This is a genomic window from Novosphingobium resinovorum, from assembly GCF_001742225.1.
Classification (GTDB): Bacteria; Pseudomonadota; Alphaproteobacteria; order Sphingomonadales; family Sphingomonadaceae; genus Novosphingobium; species Novosphingobium resinovorum_A.
On the sequence record NZ_CP017076.1, the window covers coordinates 234,761 to 254,530 of the forward strand.

The 19,770-nt window shown below is 65.6% G+C and carries 15 protein-coding genes; 8 read left to right on the forward strand and 7 right to left on the reverse strand.

Annotated elements, in window-relative coordinates; genetic code table 11:
* Nucleotides 1–3: 3 nt before the first annotated feature.
* The 5 genes from nirB to BES08_RS18785 all read right to left on the reverse strand — a co-directional run bounded on the left by nirB (nucleotide 4) and on the right by BES08_RS18785 (nucleotide 7,349).
* Nucleotides 4–2,529, reverse strand: coding sequence for a nitrite reductase large subunit NirB (nirB, locus tag BES08_RS18765; RefSeq protein WP_036525178.1), 2,526 nt, complete (start codon nucleotides 2,527–2,529; stop codon nucleotides 4–6).
* A gap of 228 nt (nucleotides 2,530–2,757) precedes the next feature.
* Entirely contained in the window at nucleotides 2,758–3,978 is a 1,221-nt protein-coding gene (locus BES08_RS18770; RefSeq protein ID WP_036525176.1) for a hypothetical protein, read from the reverse strand.
* Between the two features lie 73 nt (nucleotides 3,979–4,051).
* Nucleotides 4,052–5,308: a nitrate/nitrite transporter gene (locus BES08_RS18775; protein ID WP_036525175.1), complete on the reverse strand. Its 1,257-nt coding sequence runs from the start codon at nucleotides 5,306–5,308 to the stop codon at nucleotides 4,052–4,054.
* 254 nt (nucleotides 5,309–5,562) lie between these two features.
* Entirely contained in the window at nucleotides 5,563–6,771 is a 1,209-nt protein-coding gene (locus BES08_RS18780; protein WP_036525173.1) for an ABC transporter substrate-binding protein, read from the reverse strand.
* A complete protein-coding gene (locus BES08_RS18785; RefSeq protein WP_008828468.1) occupies nucleotides 6,771–7,349 on the reverse strand; it encodes an ANTAR domain-containing response regulator in 579 nt (192 codons plus the stop codon). The genes BES08_RS18780 and BES08_RS18785 overlap by 1 nt, the downstream gene beginning before the upstream one ends.
* A 237-nt stretch (nucleotides 7,350–7,586) precedes the next feature.
* Here BES08_RS18785 and BES08_RS18790 point away from each other — a divergent pair, with 237 nt between their 5' ends.
* The 5 genes from BES08_RS18790 (at nucleotide 7,587) to BES08_RS18810 (ending at nucleotide 13,271) form a co-directional block, all read left to right on the forward strand.
* Nucleotides 7,587–8,267 (forward strand): response regulator transcription factor, encoded by a 681-nt coding sequence (locus BES08_RS18790; RefSeq protein ID WP_008828467.1) that lies wholly within the window; start codon nucleotides 7,587–7,589, stop codon nucleotides 8,265–8,267.
* Nucleotides 8,264–9,634: a sensor histidine kinase gene (locus tag BES08_RS18795; RefSeq protein WP_197524481.1), complete on the forward strand. Its 1,371-nt coding sequence runs from the start codon at nucleotides 8,264–8,266 to the stop codon at nucleotides 9,632–9,634. Before BES08_RS18790 ends, BES08_RS18795 begins: the two co-directional genes overlap by 4 nt.
* A 141-nt stretch (nucleotides 9,635–9,775) precedes the next feature.
* Entirely contained in the window at nucleotides 9,776–12,073 is a 2,298-nt protein-coding gene (locus BES08_RS18800) for a TonB-dependent receptor (protein WP_069709362.1), read from the forward strand.
* Nucleotides 12,074–12,084: 11 nt separating this feature from the next.
* Nucleotides 12,085–12,765 carry a phosphatase PAP2 family protein gene (locus BES08_RS31950; RefSeq protein ID WP_231958273.1) on the forward strand — a complete coding sequence of 227 codons (681 nt, stop codon included), beginning with the start codon at nucleotides 12,085–12,087 and terminating at the stop codon, nucleotides 12,763–12,765.
* 95 nt (nucleotides 12,766–12,860) lie between these two features.
* Nucleotides 12,861–13,271 (forward strand): acyl-CoA thioesterase, encoded by a 411-nt coding sequence (locus BES08_RS18810; protein ID WP_036525169.1) that lies wholly within the window; start codon nucleotides 12,861–12,863, stop codon nucleotides 13,269–13,271.
* 35 nt (nucleotides 13,272–13,306) lie between these two features.
* Here the strand turns inward: BES08_RS18810 and BES08_RS18815 are convergent, their stop codons facing one another.
* Nucleotides 13,307–13,771, reverse strand: a complete 465-nt coding sequence (locus BES08_RS18815; RefSeq protein WP_008828462.1) for a MarR family winged helix-turn-helix transcriptional regulator — start codon at nucleotides 13,769–13,771, stop codon at nucleotides 13,307–13,309.
* A gap of 103 nt (nucleotides 13,772–13,874) precedes the next feature.
* Between BES08_RS18815 and BES08_RS18820 the strand changes: the two genes are divergently transcribed.
* The 3 genes from BES08_RS18820 to BES08_RS18830 all read left to right on the forward strand — a co-directional run bounded on the left by BES08_RS18820 (nucleotide 13,875) and on the right by BES08_RS18830 (nucleotide 18,433).
* The gene (locus tag BES08_RS18820; RefSeq protein WP_036525167.1) at nucleotides 13,875–14,648 is read left to right on the forward strand and encodes a cyclase family protein; all 774 of its coding nucleotides are present in this window, start codon (nucleotides 13,875–13,877) and stop codon (nucleotides 14,646–14,648) included.
* A 6-nt stretch (nucleotides 14,649–14,654) separates the two neighbouring features.
* On the forward strand, nucleotides 14,655–16,799 hold the full coding sequence (locus tag BES08_RS18825; RefSeq protein ID WP_036525166.1) for a ferredoxin family protein: 2,145 nt from the start codon (nucleotides 14,655–14,657) through the stop codon (nucleotides 16,797–16,799).
* Nucleotides 16,800–16,963: 164 nt separating this feature from the next.
* Complete coding sequence (locus tag BES08_RS18830; protein WP_069709363.1) at nucleotides 16,964–18,433, forward strand: indolepyruvate oxidoreductase subunit beta family protein; 1,470 nt, start codon at nucleotides 16,964–16,966, stop codon at nucleotides 18,431–18,433.
* Between the two features lie 42 nt (nucleotides 18,434–18,475).
* Here the strand turns inward: BES08_RS18830 and BES08_RS18835 are convergent, their stop codons facing one another.
* Complete coding sequence (locus BES08_RS18835) at nucleotides 18,476–19,681, reverse strand: MFS transporter (protein WP_036525164.1); 1,206 nt, start codon at nucleotides 19,679–19,681, stop codon at nucleotides 18,476–18,478.
* Nucleotides 19,682–19,770: the final 89 nt, after the last annotated feature.

The window sequence follows — 19,770 nt, forward strand, 5'->3', positions numbered from 1 at the left end:
CGTTCACTCCGCTGCTTCGAGAGCAAGAGGTTGGAGGTGCTGGTGCAGGTCGGCGCGATCGCCCGAGGCGCGTTCGGCCCACGGATCGTCCTGGCTGAAGCTCTGCGAATAGAGGAACCGCGCGGCGAGCGCCTTGCGGCCCGCCTCGTCCTCGACCACGCGGGACTTCACGTAGTCGACGCCGACGCGCTCGATCCACGGTGCGGTGCGTTCCAGATAGCGCGCTTCCTCGCGGTAGACCTGGATGAAGGCGGCGCAATATTCGAGCGCTTCCTCCTCGGTCGCGACCTTGCACAGGAAGTCGGTGGCGCGCACCTTGATGCCGCCGTTGCCGCCCACGCTCAGTTCGTAGCCGGAATCCACGCAAACGATTCCAAAGTCCTTGATCGTCGCCTCGGCGCAGTTGCGCGGGCAGCCGGAAACCGCGATCTTGAACTTGTGCGGCATCCAGCTGCCCCAGGTCATCCGCTCGGTCTTGACGCCGAGGCCGGTCGAATCCTGCGTGCCGAAGCGGCACCATTCCGAACCCACGCAGGTCTTCACCGTGCGCAGGGACTTGCCGTAGGCATGGCCCGAGACCATCCCGGCGGCGTTGAGATCGGCCCAGACGGCGGGCAAATCCTCCTTCTTGATGCCGAAGATGTCGAGGCGCTGGCCACCGGTCACCTTCACCATCGGCGCATCGTACTTCTCGACCACGTCGGCGATCGCGCGCAACTCGCGCGGGTTGGTGAGGCCGCCCCACATGCGCGGGACCACCGAATAGGTGCCGTCCTTCTGGATGTTGGCGTGCATACGCTCGTTGACGAAGCGGCTCTGCTGGTCGTCCACGTATTCGCCGGGCAGCGCGCAGAGCAGGTAGTAGTTGAGCGCCGGGCGGCAGGACGAACAGCCATCCGGCGTCGCCCAGTGCAGCTTCTGCATCACTTCGGGGATCGAGCGCATGTCCTGCGCCACGATCTCGCGGCGCACGTCGTCGTGCGTGAAGCTGGTGCACTTGCACAAGGTCTTCGGCCCTGCCTCGACCTCTTCGCCCAGCGTCAGCGCCAGCAGGCTCTCGACAAGGCCGGTGCACTGCCCGCAGCTGGCCGAAGCCTTGCAGGTGGCGCGCACGGCGTCGAGGCTGCAGGCACCCGCCTCGATGCAACCGACGACCTGGCCCTTGGAGACGCCGTTGCAGCCGCAGATCTCGGCATCGTCCGAGAGCGCCGCAACGGCCGCCTTAGGGTCCAGCGCGCCTCCTCCCGAGGCGAAGGCCTGGCCGAAGATCAGCAGGTCGCGGACTTCGGAAACGTCCTCGCCCTTCTTCAGCAGGTCGAAGTACCAACCGCCGTCCGCCGTATCGCCGTAGAGTACGGCGCCGACGACCTTGTCGTCCTTCACCACGACGCGCTTGTAGACCCCGCGCGCGGCATCGCGCAGCACGATGTCCTCGCATCCCTCGCCGCCCGAGAAGTCGCCGGCGGAGAACACGTCGAGCCCGGCGACCTTCAGCTTGGTCGAGGTGACCGAGCCGCGATAGCCGGTGTGCCGGTCGGTCAGCCCGTCGGCGAGGCTGCGGCACATGTCCCACAGCGGCGCGACGAGGCCGTAGACGTTGCCGTCATGCTCCACGCATTCGCCGACCGCGAGCACCGAGGGGTCGCTGGTGACCATGTGGTCGTCGACCTTGATGCCGCGCCCGACGTCCAGCCCCGCCTCGCGCGCCAGCGCGGTGGCGGGACGGATGCCCACGGCCATGACGACAAGGCTGGCCGGAATCTCGCGCCCGTCCTTGAGGCGCACGCCCTCGACCTTGCCCTCGCCGTAGATCTCGGCGGTGTCGGCGCCCGTCAGGATGGACTGGCCGCGACCTTCCAGCGCGGACTTGAGCAGCCAGCCCGCGGCCTCGTCCAGCTGGCGCTCCATCAGCGTGGACATGAGGTGGATGACGGTGACCTTCATGCCGCGCAGGGTCAGACCATGCGCCGCCTCCAGCCCCAGCAGGCCGCCGCCGATGACCACGGCCGAGCCGCCACCTTGCGCTTTTCCGGCCTCGGCAGCCGCCAGCATCGTATCGACGTCGTTCATGTCGCGGAACGAGATCACGCCGGGCAGATCCTTGCCGGGCACCGGAATGATGAACGGATCGGAGCCGGTCGCGATCAGCAGGCGGTCGTAATGCACCGTGCGGCCCGAGCGCGAAGTCACGGTTTTCGCCGCGCGGTCGATCGCGGTGACGGGATCGGCGGTGATGAGGTCGATGCCGTTCTCGTCGTACCACTCGCGGGTGTTGATGACGATCTGGTCGAAGGTCTTCTCACCCGCCAGCACCGGCGAAAGCATGATGCGGTTGTAGTTCACATGCGGTTCGGCGCCGAAGATGGTCACGCGGTAGCGGTCCGCATCGCGCGCCAGCAGTTCCTCGACCGCGCGGCAGCCCGCCATGCCGTTGCCGACGACGACCAGATGCTCGCGCACATCGTCGCTCGGCACGATCGGCGCGTCGTCATAGTCGGAATTGGGTTCGATCCCGTCCTGAAAGTCCATGTTCGAAACTCCGGCAATGTCATGGGAAAGGGAGTTGAAAACGAGAAAAGGCCGCCATCCAGACCCCCGGTTCGAAACCGGAAGTCAGGATGGCGGCCTTGCCATCATTCGGTGCCTAAGTGCCCCGTCAGTGGGACATTTCGGCGATGTAGGAAGGACAACGCTGCCCTTTGCACTGCAACATAAATGGAATCGCCCGAAGGCTCAAGCGATTCCGTAACGAACCTGTCAAATCGCCCAGTCGAACTGGACCCAGACCTTGTCGGTGTCGGTCGCGAGGGTCTTCGCGTCATAGTGGGCATAGCGCAGCGCGATCGTCGTCTTGCGCAGCTTTGCCGAGGCCAGGAGATTGATTTCGTTGCCGTAGTGCTGGTCCAGCCGGTCGCTGTCGAAGCGATGCCAGGTCGCCTGCAGGGTGACGGCGGAAAACGCGCCGATCTGCTTCGTGCCATACCCGCCGCCGACATAGAGATCGCGCACGCCGTTCGCGGGGGTGGTCAGGAACTTGTCCGCCCAGCCCTGGAACTTGAAGTTGGTGCCCAGCGGCGTCTGGAAGCTGGTCAGCGTCGCGCCCTTGTCGGAGCCAAGCACTTCGTAACCGGCATTGGCCTTCCAACCCTTCACGTCGAGCGTCGCGTCGGCCAGCCAGTATTCGGCGCTGTAGTCGCTGGGATTGCGGTGCCAGTCCGACTGGCGCGCGTAACTCGCCTGATACGCCAGTTTCACCGCCTTGCCGAACGCATGAGTCCCCGCGAAACGGGCACCATATGTCTGGCTGGAGAGGCGAAACGCCTGCACCGCCGCCTCATCCTGATCGACGAGGTAGGCGAACCCGGTCAGCACCCCAAGCGGTGTCTCCCACGAGAGGTTGGCGAGCAGATTGTCCCCGCCCACCGCCTGCTGGCGCGCGGCGTTGCCGTCGATGCCCCAGATCGTGCGCACGCTCCAGGCGTAGGAAACGTCCAGTTTCAGGCCCTTGACCGGGGTGACCTCGGCCCTCACCGCGTCGAAGGTCTGCGCATTGTCGCGGAAGGCGACGTTGCCGACGAAGCGCTCGTCGTCCAGAGCGATCTTCTGGCGCCCGGCGGTCAGCGTCACGCCTTTCGCCTTGTACTGCAACTGCGCGATGTAGAGCGCGATGTTCTGCGGATCGGCCACAAGGGGCCGCGTGGCCGCGCCGTTCACGCCATCGTAGTAGTGATCGACCACGGCGAGGTTGCCCTGCGCGACCACGGTGGCACTCAGCGCCCCGCTGGTGGCCTGCGCGCCGCCGCGCACCCGCACGGTCAGCGCATCGGCCTTGGCGGCGATGCCGTCCTGATCGACATGCTCGTAGCGCACCCGCGCCTCGGCGACCGGCTTGACCGTGATGTCCTGGGCCTGCGCCGATCCCGCGCAAGCGACCCCGCCGACGACCAGCACGGCCGCCGCTTTTGTTATGTTTTTCATGGTGAAAGCGTCCCCCTCAGGACGAAAGAAAGTGGGGCGGCGGCGCTGGGGTGCCGCCGCCCCGGTTGTCGGCTCAGATGCGCGCGCCGGTTTTCCAGGTCGCGCGCCAGCGGCCCTTGACGCTCGCCACCGAGGCGAGAGCCACGACCGCAAGGCCGGCAAAGATCAGGAAGCCCGGCGCGAAGCTGCCAGTGAACTGCTTGGCCAGGCCGAGCGAGCTGGCGAGGTAGAACCCGCCGACACCGCCCGCCATGCCGACGAGGCCGGTCATCACGCCGATCTCGGCCTGGAAGCGCTGCGGGACCAGCTGGAACACCGAACCGTTGCCGGTGCCGAGCGCCAGCATCGCCACCACGAACAGCCCGAGCGCCGCGATCAGGCTAGGCGCCTGAGACACGCCGACAAGCGCGATCGCAGCCACCGCGTAGACCATCATCAGCGCCTTCACACCGCCGATCTTGTCGGCCAGCGCGCCGCCCATCGGACGGACCAGCGATCCGGCGAAGACGCAGCCCGCCGTGCAATATCCGGCGACGACGGTGCTGAGGCCGAACTGGTCGGTGAAGTAGATCGGCAGCGACGCGGCAAGCCCCACGAAACCGCCGAAAGTCACCGCGTAGAAGGCCATCAGCCACCATGCGTCCGCCTGCTTGAGCAGCGCCGCATAGTCCACCAGCTTGCGCGGCGCGGGCTGGTTCGGTGCGTCCTTCGCCAGCGCGAGATAGATGCATAGCACCACGGTCAGCGGGATGCAGGCAAGGCCCAGCACCGCGTTCCAGCCGAACATCTTGGCCAGCGTCGGCGCGAAGAGCGCGGCGAAGACGGTGCCCGAATTGCCCATGCCCGCAAGGCCCATCGCCTTGCCTTGATGCTCGGCCGGATACCAGCGGCTGGCGAGCGGCAGCGCGATCGCGAAGCTCGCCCCCGCAAAGCCCAGGATCACGCCCAGCGCCAGCGTCCCGCCAAAGCTGGTGACGCCCATCGACCAGGCGAAGAACAGCCCGGTGATGACGATGACCTGATTGATCGCGCCCGAGCGCTTCGGCCCGATGCGATCGACCAGCAGCCCGTTGACGACGCGCAGGAGAGCGCCCGCCAGCGTGGGAAGCGCCACCATCAGGCCCTTCTGCGCGGGCGTGAGCCCGAGAGTCTTCGAAATCTCCGGCGCCAGCGGGCCGAGCAGGACCCAGACCATGAAGGCGAGGTCGAAATAGAGGAAAGCTGCGATCAGAGTCGGCGTGTGGCCGGCCTTCCAGAAGCCGACGGCGGGCTTCTGCGCGGGCGCAAGCACGTCATTGTCTTCGTCAGGTCGGAAGAATGCGGTTGCCATGGTACGTCCCCCATAAATCATGAAAGCGGACACGAAAAAAGCCGCAGGCCGGACGTCACCCTTGCGGTGAGCCCGGTCAGCGGCTTTGCTGCGAATTTCGGTGAGGATGGCGTCCCGTCTTTGGGACAGCCTATCCGGTGTGGTCGCGCTTCATCGCGAGACGCCTATATAGTCACGCGATTTCGCAGATCTGGCAAGACGTAAAATTGCACGCGTTTTCAGCGTCATCGCATTTTCAATGCTGCCCAAAAATCCTAACGGGCAAAACCGGCGAGGTAGTCCTCGATCCGTTCAGGATCGAACACGCGGCCGTCGAAGAACCGGTCAGGCCCCAGCAGCAGGTCGCCCTTGCGCGAACCCACGCCGAGCGGCGCATCGACCGCCCCTTCCAGCTTCATGCTCGCCCCCGGCATCGGCAGGTCGCTGCCCGCAAGCGCACGGCGGTAGATGTCGGGACGGAACACCGCCGCCGCCTGCGCCTCGGTTTCGGCGGAAGGCTCCACCATGTTCCAGCGCACCAGTTGCGAATAGATCCACAGCGCCTGGCTGCGCCACGGAAACGGCGTCGCCTCGCGGGAGAACAGCACGAAGTCGGGGCAGGACACCGCCGCATCGCCCGCCCTGGGGACGATCGTGCCGCTCAACGTGCGCAGGATCAGGTCGGAGGGCTGCCCGACATAGCGCGGGTCGGCGAGAATATCGGCCAGTATCTCGCGGTTGTCCGGCTCGTCGCACCAGACGGCGGCGCGGGCGAGCGCGCGCAGCAGGCGGTCGGTGATCTCGGGGTTCTCCTCGAGCCATGGTTCGCGGAAGGCCAGCACTTTCTCCACCCCGCGCTGCCAGATGCGCTGACCGATCGCCACCGCCTCCGCGCGTCCGGACTCGATCGCGGCGCTGCCCCAGGGCTCGCCCGCGATGAAACCGTCGATCTCGCCGGCATGGATCGCCTCGACCGTCAGCGAGGGAGGCAGCACGCGCAGCACCACGTCGCGGTCGGGATCGATGCCCGCGCTGGCCAGCCAGTAGCGGAGCATCAGCGCATGACTGGAAAAGCGGTGGACGACGCCGATGATCGGCTTGCGCCGCCACAGCCCGATTGCAGCGGCGAAGTCGTGCGCGGTGCCCAGCGGGTCGGCCAGCCGCGCGGCGGGATCGGGTGCGAGGGCGGCGGCGAAGTCCTTCGCCATGACCAGCATGTTGCCGTTGACGCCCAGCTTGAACGGCGCGGCCAGTGCGGCGGGCTGCTGGCTCAGGCCCAGCGTCACCGCCACCGCCAGCGGCGCCAGCATGTGCGCGGCCTGCACCTGTCCGTAGACCAGCCGGTCGCGCAAGGTCGCCCAGCTCGTCGTGCGCACGAGGTCGAGCGCAAGGCCCTCCTCCTCGGCAAAGCCGCGTTCGCGGGCGGCGGCGAGCACCGCGACGTCGTTGAGCGGCAGGAAGGCGATGCGAAGATTCGTCGTCATTATACCCCTCCCAGCAGGTCGCTGGCGGTAATCAGCGCCTGCGCGACCTCGGCGATCTTCTTGCCCTGGTTCATCGCGGTGGAGCGCAGGAGCGCATAGGCGTCCTGTTCGGACAAGGCGCGCTGGTTCATCAGGATCGACTTGGCGCGGTCGATCACCTTGCGGTCGGCAAGCGCGGTGCGCGCCTCCTCAAGCTCGGTCTGCATGCGCGAGAAGGCGTTGAAACGGCGCACCGCCAGTTCCAGCACCGGCTTCACCCGCTCCTTGCGCAAGCCATCGACGACATAGGCGGAGACGCCCGCGTCGATGGCGGCACCGATCATCGCCTCGTCCGACTGGTCGACGAACATCGCGATCGGCCGGGCCAGCGCCCGGCTTACGGTGAGCATTTCCTCCAGCGTATCGCGGCTGGGGCTGCCGAGGTCCATGAGCACGACGTCGGGCGCCATGCGCTCCAGCCGCGCCACGAAAGCGCCGCGCGGGGGAACGATATGGATGTCGTCATATCCCGCGTCGCGCAGCCCCTCCTCGAGCACGGTCGCGCGCAGCCCGCTGTCGTCGATGATGACAATGCGCATAAGTGCCCCTTCGCTCGCTATCTGCAGCAGATTTTCATGGGACGTCAACGGCAGGCCGAGAAATATGAGGCGCTTTGAAGGCCATCGGCAGCATGACCGGAGCGTCTGAGTGACAGGCCTCATCTTCCCGTTCCGCTTCGGGCAGCCAACGACGCCCTGCACGAGAACCGCTTACAGGCGGAGATCGTCATTTTCCTGTCATGTTTTCCGAGGAACAGGCGCAAGGAGAAAAGCGCCGTGCATGTTCTAGTCGTAGAAGACGACCCCCTCATCGCAGATCATATCGTTTCCGGGCTGAAGCTGGGCGGCCACACCGCCAGGCTGGCCGTAACCGGCGCGGATGCGGCCAGGGCGATCGCCGATGGCGTCTATGACGCGGTGGTGCTCGATCGCATGCTGCCCGATATAAACGGCCTTTCGGTGATCGATCAGGTCCGCGCGAAGGGAGGTGCGATGCCGATCCTCATGCTGAGTGCGTTGGGGTCGGTCAAGAATCGCATCGAGGGGCTGCAGGCCGGGGCGGACGACTACCTTGCCAAGCCGTTCAGCATGGACGAACTGGATGCCCGCCTTCAGGCGATCGTCCGCCGCGGCACCCCGCAAGCGGGGAAGGCGATCCTGCAGATCGGGGCACTGAAGCTGGACGTCGCCAGCCACAGCGTATCCTACGGTGCAAGTTCGATGATCCTGAACCGCAAGCAATATTCCCTGCTGGCCCATCTCATGCACAACGCGGATCGCATCGTCACGCGCACCATGCTGCTGGAGGCAGTGTGGTCCTATTCGTTTTCGACCACGACCAACATCGTGGAAAGCAACATGAGCCGGTTGCGCACGGCCCTGCAGGAAATCGGCTGCGATCCCATCGATACGCAGCGCGGTGCAGGCTATGTGCTGCGCACTGAGCGCTGCACGTGAACTCGATCATGCGTGGACCGGCGACGCTGGGTCGACTGGCGATCCAGGTCGGTCTCGCCTTTGCGCTGGCGATGATCGTCACCGGCATCGTCGGGTTCAGTCTTGCCGACAATTCAGTATCGAACCGGATCGACGAATCGCTGCGATACCATACCCGCAAGTACGTCTCGAACCTCAGGGGCAATCCCGCGCAGGAAGCGATTCTGAAGGCCAAGATCCTCGAATGGAGCCAGCGCAAGGTCTTCAGCGAACGCACGTATGTCCTGTTCGACCGCAACGGGCGCCGTCTGGCGGGAAGGCTGGACATCGTGCCGCCGCCATCGGGCTTCTCCGAGGTGCAATATACGGCGGGCGGGCATCACAAGGAGGCGGGCAGGGCACTGGCGACGCGGCTCGATGCCGGGGGCCTGTTCGTGGTCGTCCAGCATCTGGAGGCGGTCAGGGGGCTGCATGCGATCCTGCCCATGGTGGTCGTCGCGATTTCGCTGGTGGCGCTGGTGCTCGGCGTCTCGGCGACATTGCTGGTCGCAAAGTTGACGGCCCGGCGGCTTTCGGAAACGCAGGATACCGCCGCCGCCATCGCCGCAGGCGACTTGTCCCGCCGTATTCCGATGGAGCGGCTTGACGGCATGTTCGCGGTGCAGGCGCAAAGTCTCAACCAGATGCTGGATCACATGGCGGAGCTGGTCCGCGCGCAGCAGTTGTTTTCCAGCAATCTGGCGCATGACCTGCGCACACCCCTGATGCGCCTGCGCAGCCTCCTCGAAAAGGCATCGCGCGACGACCAATCGGCCTTCCCCTCATTGCTGGACAGGGCGGAACGTGAGTGCGGCTCCATCATCAATATCTTCGACGCGCTGCTGCGCCTGGCCGAGATCGAGACCGGGCAGCATCCCACGGTCATGGGACGAATCGCGCTGCGCCCGCTGATCAGGGACATTGCGGATACGATGGAGCCGGTGATCACCGATCGCGGCGGATCGCTTCGGGTGGAGAGCCTGGAGGAGGTCGCCATCGACGGCGATCCGGACCTTCTGAATCAGTTGCTGGTGAACCTGCTTGAGAATGCGGTCACGCACACTCCCACGGGAACCAACGTCACGATCTCGCTCGAAAGCGTCGGGGACGGCGCGACGATCACGGTGCGCGACGACGGCCCCGGCTTGCCGGAAGACGAATTCGCGCGCGTTACGCAGCCGTTCGAGCGCGGCCTCGCGGTTTCCCCGTCCAAGGGCAGCGGACTGGGTCTGGCGATCGCGAGCGCCATCGCCCGCTTTCACAAAGGCAGCCTCGACCTGGCGGACGCGATGCCGGGCCTGGAAGTGCGGGTGAGAATTCCCGGCGAGGCCTTGCCGCAAGCGATCTGACTCGGCCTCCGGCAAGCCGCGAAAAATTATAATTATGCAACATTGCATCGGTGCAAGGTTGGCGGCGGTCACTACCCTGAACTGTCACGCGTGGCCTCTAGCGGCACGGCCACAAGATCACACCACTCAGGGAATGCACTCATGAAAGCCCGGAATTTGTGCCTGCGCGCTAGCCGCCTTACATCCATTGCCGCTCTCGCCATCGCCCTTTCCACCCAGGCTGCCTGGGCCGACGAGGCGCCTGCGGCAGATGGCGGCGACGGCATCGCCGAGGGTTCCGCCATTCTGGTGACCGCGACCAAGGCAAACGAGATCGCGCCTGTCACCGCGTCGCTCAAGCAGACGCAACCGGCCTCGATCGTGTCGCGCTCGTTCATCGAGGATTCGCTTCCCGCCAGCGTCGATTTCAACCAGATCGCGCTGATCTCGCCTTCGGTGAGCAACAGCGGCGGCACCAACGGCGTCGGCCTCAACGAGTCCAAGTCGCGCATGCGCGGCTTCAAGGACGGTGAATTCAACATCACCTACGATGGCGTGCCGTTCGGCGATACCAACGATCCCAGCCATCACTCCAACACGTTCTTCCCGTCCAACACCGTCGAGACCCTGGTGGTCGATCGCGGTCCGGGTAACGCCAGCCAGCTTGGCATCGCCACGTTCGGCGGCAACATGAACATGTTCTCGCGCGAGACGCGTGCCGATCCCGGCGTGGAAATGAAGGGCAGTTACGGCACCTTCAACACCTACCTCCTGCGCGGGCTTATCCAGACCGGCGCGATCGAAAAGCTCGGCGGCACCGAAGCGGTGTTCTCGGGCCAGTACACCAAGACCGACGGCGCGCTGACCTATAGCGGCTACAACCAGAAGAACCTCTTCGGCAAAGTCGTGATCCCGGTCGGCCCTGACGTGAAGCTGACGCTGCTCTCGACCTACAACAAGAACCACTTCAACCAGCCGGACAGCGATGGCTCGACGCTGGATCAGGTGCGCCTGTACGGACGCAATCACAGCCTGAACAACGATCCGAACAGCCAGAGCTACTGGAAGTACAACTCGACCTCGAAGACGACCGACTTCGAAATCGTCAAGCTCGACGCGAATTTCGCGCCGAACTCCACGTTCACGAATACGGCCTATACCTATTCCTACGATAACGAGACGCTGTCGGGCAACACCGCGACGAACCTCGTCGGCGTGCCGAACAGCCAGTTGAACGTCGCCAACCAGGTCGTCCTGACGCCGGGCGGCGCCAAGGTCGCCGGCATTCCCGGCTACACCAAGACCAACAAGTACCGCGTCTGGGGCGATATCGCCAAGATCAGGTACGACTTCGGCTTCGGTGCGCTGACCGCAGGCCTGTGGCTGGAGCATAACGATACGTACCGCCAGCAGACTGACGTGGATCTCGTCACCGGCGGCTACAACTATATCGAGAAGTCGGTCACCAACCCGGTCACTGGCGCAAAGACACCGCAGTACGTCAAGTTCGACCAGAACTCCTCCGGCGATCAGGCTGAGGAATTCGCGGAACTGGAACTGCGCCCGCTGCCCGGCCTGACGATCACCCCCGGGTTCAAGCATGTCGATTTCACGCGCAAGATCGACGCGCTCTACAACCAGAAGACCCGCTATGCGCAGCGCCTGAGTCAGACCAACAGCAAGAACCTGACGTACGCGACGATCAATTATTCGGTGCTGTCGAACCTGTCGGTCTATGGCCAGTATGCTCAGGGCTTCCTCGCCCCCGGCCTGAGCACGCTCTACATCGCGCGCCCCGACCTTTCGAACCTGCAGCCGCAGACTTCGACCAATTACCAGGCCGGCTTCGTCTATCACGGTTCGCGCCTGAGCCTCGATTTCGATGGTTACTACATCGACTTCAACAACAAGATCGGCAGCCGCACCGTATCCGACGGCACCGGCGGAACGACCTCGGCGTTCTACAATCAGGGCGGCGTGATCTACAAGGGCCTCGAAGGGCAGGCGACGCTGGTGATCGGCCACGGACTTGCCGTGTTCGCAAACGGCTCGCTCAATTCCGCGCAAGAGAAGACCACGCACATCCAGGTTGCCAATGCGCCCAAGGGAACGGCGGCAGCCGGCGCCATCTTCAAGTCCGGCCCGATCCGCTTCTCGATCATCGACAAGTGGACCGGCGTTCAGTACGCGATCGATGAATCGAGCATCGGCGGCGGGCTCAACAAGGTGAACCGGCAGGTTCGCATCGCGCCGTACAACACCACCATTCTTTCCGCGAGCTACGACTGGCGCAACCTGCGCTTCGGCGTGACGGTGACCGACCTGTTCGACTCCACCAAGTACACCGACATCGGCCTCTCGGGGACCGGCCCTACGTCCACGAGCCTGAACACCTCGCAGGATCAGGTCTACTTCCAGCCCGGCCGCCAGATCATGGGCGACATCACGGTGCGCTTCTGATGCGCAAGGCAATGCTTCTCACCCTGGCTGCGATCGCTCTGGTCGCGGCCAAGGAAGGGCCGCAGCAGCCCTTGCTGCTGACGCCCGGGGACGTCGATCCTTCGCTGCTGCTGCCCCCGCCTCCGGCAATGGACAGCACGCAAGGTCGGTCCGAATTGGAGCAACTCCACCGCTTCGAACGAACGCGGAGCACCGCCGAGGCCGAGAATGCTGCGGCAGAGGGCAAGATCAAGGACGTCAGCGTCTTCGCAGCGGCGATGGGGCCGGGCTTCTCCCTGGACCGGCTTCCCGCGACCCGCGCGTTGTTCGCGACAGTGCGTGCGGAAGAGCAGGCAGCGGTCGAGCGGGGCAAGGCGCATTTCCATCGGGATCGTCCGTGGGTCTCCGATGCCACCTTGCATCCTTGCGGAAATCTCGAGAACCCGGACTTTGGCTATCCCAGCGGCCATGCCACGATGGTGTTCTCGATGGCTTCGATCCTTGCGCGCCTGTCCCCTGCCAAGGCTCCCGCGATCATGGCCCGCGCTGCCGGTTACGCAAATGGCCGCGTGGTTTGCGGGCGTCATTTCCGATCCGATGTCGTCGCCGGCCAGACCTACGGCATGATCATCGGCGAGCGCCTGATGGAAAAGCCCACGTTTCAGGCGCGCTTCTACGAGGCGGCGAAAGAGCTTAAGGCCGCAGGATTCTGAATCCCCACACGATAGGCCCGGATGAAGACCGGAAGCCGTGGCGCAAGTGCAAGCCCGGCTTCCGGGATCGCTCGCAAGGTGCTATTGACGTATACGTGAACCAGGCAATTCCCCATCGCTTTCCGATCGGCATCGATCCGGACGACATCGACTTCATGGGTCATGTCAACAATGCCAGCTACCTGAAATGGGTGCAGGCGGCGGTGACCGATCACTGGCGCGCTCTGGCCCCCGCAGACGCGATCGCCGGCCACCTGTGGGTCGCGATCAAGCATGAGATCACCTATCGCAAGCCCGCCTTCCTCGAAGACGACGTCATCGCGACGGTGCTTCTGGAAAAAGTGCAGGGCGCCCGCGCATTCTACGAGACCGTGATCCGTCGCGGCGAGGAAGTGCTGGCGGAAGTCCGCTCGAGCTGGTGCTGCCTCGATGCCTCCACGATGCGCCCGGCGCGTCTGGCCCGCGACGTCATCCAGCGCTTCTTCTCCGTCGACGACACCGAATAGACCAAGGCTTCCCGTCTGTTTCGGGGCGTGTGCTCTCAATCCAGATTGTCGTAGAGCCGCCCCAGCAGATCCAGCATCTTCGAAAAGTCCGTGGCAGAGAACCCCCGGATGATCTGCTCGTAGAGCGGCGCGGTCACCTCGCGCGCTTCGCCCAGTTTCACGCGCCCCTCGGCCGTCATGCGGATCTCGGTCACGCGGCCGTCCGATTCGCTGGGCGCCGTCTCGATCAGCCCCGCCTTGGTCATGCGCTCCACGATGCGCATCATGGTGGAGAGGTTGATGACCGCCGACTTCGCCACCTGCCCGATCGCCAGCGGCTCGTGCTCGCCGAGAATCATCAGCACGCGCCACGTCGGAATGTCGATCCCGATCCCGCGCAGGCCCGACTCGATGACCACGTTGTACCGGCTCGCGGCCCGGTTCAGCAGATAGAACGGGTAGGCGTCGAGGCGGAAATCCTCCGATCCAGGGTTACCGAAAGGGCGCAAATCCTCGCTCATCCTAGGCTCCAAGGGCGATAAGCGCCCGGCATGACATTTTAGTTGCATATGCAACTTAATCCGATACTCTTCGCCGTAATGGTCCAACAGGAGGCCCAAGTCCATGACAGACGTTCTCGCTTCTCTCGCCCATGCGCTGACGGCCGGTGACATCACCGTCGTCGATCTGACCCAGACCCTCTCCGAAGACACCCCGCTGCTGGTGCTGCCCGAACCGTTCGGCCAGACCGCTGCCTTCTCGCGCGAGGAAATCTCGCGCTACGACGAGCGCGGCGTCGCATGGCACTGGAACAACTTCACGGTGGGCGAGCACACCGGCACGCACTTCGACGCGCCGGTCCACTGGGTCTCGGGCAAGGACCTGCCGGACAACACCATCGACAAGGTGCCGCCGCAGAAGCTGGTCGCGCCCGCCGTGGTACTCGATTTCTCGGCCGAATGCGCCGCGAACCCGGACTTCCTCCTGACGGCCGAGCACATCAAGGTCTGGGAAGCCGAGCACGGCGCCATTCCCGCCGGCGCCTGGGTGCTGTTCCGCACCGACTGGTCGAAGCTGGACGTCGACGCCTACACCAACCGCAAGGAAGACGGCGCCCACACCCCGGGGCCAGACGCCTCCGCGATCCAGTACATCCTCGACCGTGACGCGCTGGGCTTCGGCGTCGAGACGATCGGCACCGATGCAGGCCAGGCGCATCTGCTTGAGCCGATGTACCCGGCGCACACGCTGCTCCACGGCGCGGGCAAGTACGGCCTGCAGTGCCTTGAAAACCTCGACAGGCTGCCCGCCACCGGCGCGATCGTGATCGCCTCGCCGCTCAAGATCCTGGGCGGTTCGGGCAGCCCGCTGCGCGTCCTCGCGCTCGTTTCGGAGTAAGGGCAAGTGGCGGAGCGTTCATTCAAGAAGGAAGTCCTCAAGCTCACCGCGGGTGAGGGCGAGGTCTTCACCGGCGAGGGCATCCTGGCGGTCACCAAGGGGCTGCTGCAGTCGGGCGTGGCCTATGTCGGAGGCTATCAGGGCTCGCCGATCAGCCACCTGATGGACGTCTTCGCCGATGCCAACGACTTGCTCGAAAGCCTCGGCGTCCATTTCGAGGCGAGCGCCTCGGAAGCCACCGCGGCGGCGATGCTGGCGGCCTCGGTCAACTACCCCTTACGCGGCGCGGTCGCGTGGAAATCGGTGGTGGGGACCAACGTGGCGTCGGACGCGCTGTCCAACGTCTCGTCGGGCGGCGTTACCGGCGGCGCGCTGGTGATCGTGGGCGAGGACTACGGCGAAGGCTCCTCGATCATGCAGGAGCGCACGCATGCCTTCGCGATGAAGTCGCAGATGTGGCTGATCGATCCGCGCCCCAACCTGCCCAGCATCGTCGACTCGGTGGAGCAGGGCTTCCGCCTCTCCGAAGCCTCGAACACGCCGGTCATGCTGCAGCTGCGCGTGCGGTCCTGCCACATGACCGGTTCGTTCGTGGCGAAGGACAACGTGCGCCCGCCGCTGACGGTGGGCGAGGCGGCCGCCAGCCCGGTGCGCGATACCGACCGCATCGTGCTGCCCCCTGCGAACTTCCTTCACGAAGTCGAGAAGATCGAGAAGCGCTGGCCCGCAGGCATCGCCTATGTCCGCGACAACAAGCTGAACGAGTGGTTCGGGCCTGAGGAAAGCGAAGAAGGCATCGGCCTGATCGTGCAGGGCGGCCTCTACAACAACCTCAACCGCGCGATGGAACTGATCGGGCTGGCGGACTCCTATGGTGTCAGCAAGCTGCCGATCTACTGCCTCAACGTCGTCTATCCGATCATCCCCGAGGAAGTCGCCGCGTTCTGCAAGGGCAAGCGCGCAGTGATGATCCTGGAGGAAGGCCAGCCCGAGTTCATTGAGCACGAACTCAACACGCTGATCCGCCGCGCGGAGCTGGACACCCGGATCGTCGGCAAGGACATGCTGCCGCGCTCGGGCGAGTACACCGCCGACGTGATCCGCAAGGGCCTGGCGAAATTCCTCGAAGCCTATGCGCCCGCGCTGGCCCCGCAACTGGAAGCGGCCAACCCGCTGCCCGCACCCGTGGCCAAGGAAATCCCGCAGCGCCCGGCGGGCTTCTGCACCGGCTGTCCGGAGCGCCCGATCTTTACCGCGATGAAGCTGGTGGAGCGCGAGCTTGGCCCCACCCATGTCTCGGCGGACATCGGCTGCCACCTGTTCTCGATCCTGCCGCCGTTCAACATCGGCAACACGACGATGGGCTATGGCCTCGGCGCGGCGGGTGCCTCGGCGTTCAAGCCCAAGGAAGGTGAGGGGTCAAAGCGGTCGATCGCGATCATGGGCGACGGGGGCTTCTGGCACAACGGCCTGACCTCGGGCGTCGGCAATGCGGTGTTCAACAAGGACGACACCGTCACGATGATCATCGACAACGGCTATTCGGCGGCCACCGGCGGTCAGGATATCCTGTCGTCGCGCGCCGAAAACGCCAATCGCGTGACCAAGAACCCGATCACCAAGGCGGTGCGCGGTGTCGGCGCGAAGTGGGTGCGCGAGACGCATCGCACTTATGACCTCAAGGGCATGACCTCGATGCTGCGCGAAGCGCTGACGACCGAGGAGAAAGGCCCCAAGGTCATCGTCGCGCAGTCCGAATGCATGCTCAACAAGCAGCGGCGCGAGAAGAAGGCGACTTCGGCGAAGCTGAAGGCGGGCGAGCGCGTGGTGCGCGAACGCTTCGGCGTCGACAGCGACACCTGCACCGGCGATCACAGCTGCATCCGCCTGTCGGGCTGCCCGTCGCTGACGATCAAGCCCAACCCGGACCCGCTGCGGCAGGACCCGGTGGCACATGTCGAGAATTCCTGCGTGGGCTGCGGCCTGTGCGGCGAGGTGAGCCATGCGGCGGTGCTGTGCCCCAGCTTCTACCGCGCGCAGATCGTCGCCAATCCGGGCAAGTTCGAACGCTTCAAGGCGAAAGTCAGCGGCGCGATCATGGCCCGCTGGCAGGCCGGCGCCGACAAGGCCCGCGCGGCGCGGGCGTTCTGAAGCCATTCCTCCCCGTTGCGCAGCAATGGGGAGGGGGACCGCCGACGCAGTCGGTGGTGGAGGGGGCGGAACCCAGCCCGTCCCCTCCGTCAGCCCTGACGGGCTGCCACCTCCCCATCGCTTCGCGACAGGGAGGATGAAGCAAGAGAGTGAGAGACACCACCATGACGATCGCCAACGAAAACCGCATCACCATCGCCATCCTCGCCCTCGGCGGACAGGGCGGCGGCGTGCTGGCCGACTGGATTCAGGAAGTCGCCCGCGCCGAGGGCTGGCTGGCGCAGGGCACTTCGGTCCCCGGCGTGGCGCAGCGCACCGGCTCGACCGTGTACTACGTCGAACTGGCGAAGCCCGACGGATCGGGCCGCCTGCCGGTGATGGCGCAGATGCCGATGCCGGGCGACGTGGACGTGGTTGTCGCCTCCGAACTCATGGAAACCGGTCGCGCACTGCTGCGCGGGTTCTCCACCGCGGGGCGCACGACGCTGATCGGCTCCACCCACCGCATCTACGCCATCGGTGAGAAGCAGGCGATGGGCGACGGCCGCGGCAACGGCGAAAAGATCATCGAGGCGGCGTACCAGCGCTCGAAGCGCTTCATCGGCTTCGACATGGACGCCGCGACTGACCGTTCGGGCAGCGTCATCAGCGCGATCATGTTCGGCGCGCTGGCGGGCAGCGGCGGCTTGCCCTTCGCGGCCGACACCTATCGCGCCGCGATCGAGCACAGCGGCATCGCCGTGAAGAGCAACCTCAAGGGCTTCCAGGAAGGCTTCGACCGCGCCCAGCAGCCCGTTGCCAGGCCGGATGAGATCACGCACGACCTCCCCGTGCCGACCACCGAGCAGGGCCGCGCGCTCGCCGCGCGCATCGCCGCGAACCTGCCCCCGCCCGCGCAGGCCAACGCCCTGCACGGCGTCGCCAAGCTGATGGACTGGCAGGACGGCGCCTATGCCGCGCTCTACCTGGATCGCCTCGAATCCGTCGCCGCGCTCGATGCCGCGCCGTTCGAACTGACCGCCGAGACCGCGCGCCATCTGGCGCTGTGGATGGGTTATGAAGACACCATTCGCGTCGCCGACCTCAAGACGCGCGCCAGCCGCATCACCCGCGTACGCGGCGAAGTGAAGGCGGGCGACGAGCAGATCCTTTCGATCACCGAATTCATGCACCCGCGCCTGCAGGAAGTCTGCGAGACGCTGCCCGCCGGGATCGGCCGCCGCATCCTCGCCAGCAAGGGCCTGACGAAGCTGCTCGGCCGCTTCTTCACCGAAGGGCGCCATGTCGAGACGACCGGCTTGCGCTGGTTCCTGGCGCTGCGCACCGTTGCGGCGATGCGGTCGATCCGCCCGCGCTCGCTGCGCTACATCGAGGAGCAGGAGCGCATCGAGCACTGGCTGGAACTGGTGCGCACCGAGGCAGCCAAGGACCGCGAACTGGCGCTGGAACTGGTGCTCTGCCAGCGGCTGATCAAGGGCTACGGCGATACCTTCGAGCGCGGCCTCGGGAACTTCCAGCGCATCGTTGCCGAACACGCCCGCGCTCCCCGGGATGCGGCAGGCATCCGCACTTTGCGCGAACTGGCGCTGGCGGACGACAAGTCGAGCGGGCTGACCGAAGCCCTCGCAGGTTAATGGCCGTATCGGGGCGATCCTTGCGGGATCGCCCCGATACGCTCAGTTCCCGGCCCGCTTCGCGCTGTCCCTGAAGGACAGCGCGAACACCACCGCGACCACGGCGGCCAGTGCCGAGGGGATCAGCCAGAAGCCGGTCCAGTCGACCTCGTGCCCGTTCGTGCCGCCGCTGTGCGCGACGTAGACGGCGTTCGCCAGCAGGCTGCCGATGATCGAGCCGACACCCCAGGTGACGAGCGCCAGGAACGACTGCGCGCGGCCCCGCGTCTCGGTCGGGAAGCGCTGGTCCACCCAGATCTGTCCGGCGACGAGGAAGAAGTCGAAGCACACGCCGTGCAGCGCCAGCGCGACCAGCAGCATCGGCATATGCGGGCCGCCCGCGTCGAAGCCGAAGGCGAACAGCGCATAGCGTGCGGTCCATGCCAGCATGCCGACGAGCAGCACCGTCTTCATCCCGAACCAGCGCAGGAACAGCGGCAGCAGCAGCAGGAAGCCGACTTCGGAAACCTGCCCGATCGTCTGCACCCCCGCCGCCGCGCCGACGCCCACGCCGACCAGGAACGGGTTGGCATAGGCGTAGTAGAAGCTCAGCGGGATCATCAGCAGCAGCGAGCAGCCGATCAGCGCCCAGAACGAGCGGTCGCCGCCCTTGATCGCGTCCAGACCCAGCAGTCCGGCAAGGCCCACGCGCTTCGAGCTGGCGGCCGGAGGAGTGGCGGGCAGCGTGAAGGCATAGAGGCCGTAGAGCACCGAAACCCCGGCCGCCATGCGCAGGGGTAGCGCGGTCTCCTCCGCACCCAGCCAGCCGACGAGCAGGCCCGCCACGATCCAGCCGATGGTGCCCAGCACGCGGATCGCGGGAAACTCCTTCGCGGTGTCAGTCATCGCGGCGAAGGCGATCGCGTTCGACAGGGCTAGGGTGGGCATGTAGGCCAGCAGCACGCCGAGCGTCAGCGCGAAGACGAGGCCCGGGTCGCTCCCCGCAAGCGACAGCGCGAGCAGCGCGCCGCCGCCCGCGAGATGCAGCACGCCGACGACTTTCTGCGCCGAGAAGTAGCGATCCGCGATCGCCCCGACGAACAGCGGCGACAGGATCGCGGCCCAGCCTTGCGCGGAAAACATCGTGCCGATCCATGAACCCAGTCCGGCATGCATGAGGTAGCTGCCGAACGGCACCCACCACGCACCCCAGACGAAATACTGAAGAAACATCATCAGCGAGAGGCGCACTCTTGTGCCGATGTCCATTGTCCGGTTCCCCTTTCTTGTTGCGACGCCAATCGTCTCTCCCGTGCCTGGCGCCGGGCACCGGATATTCCGTCGATGGCACTGCGTTC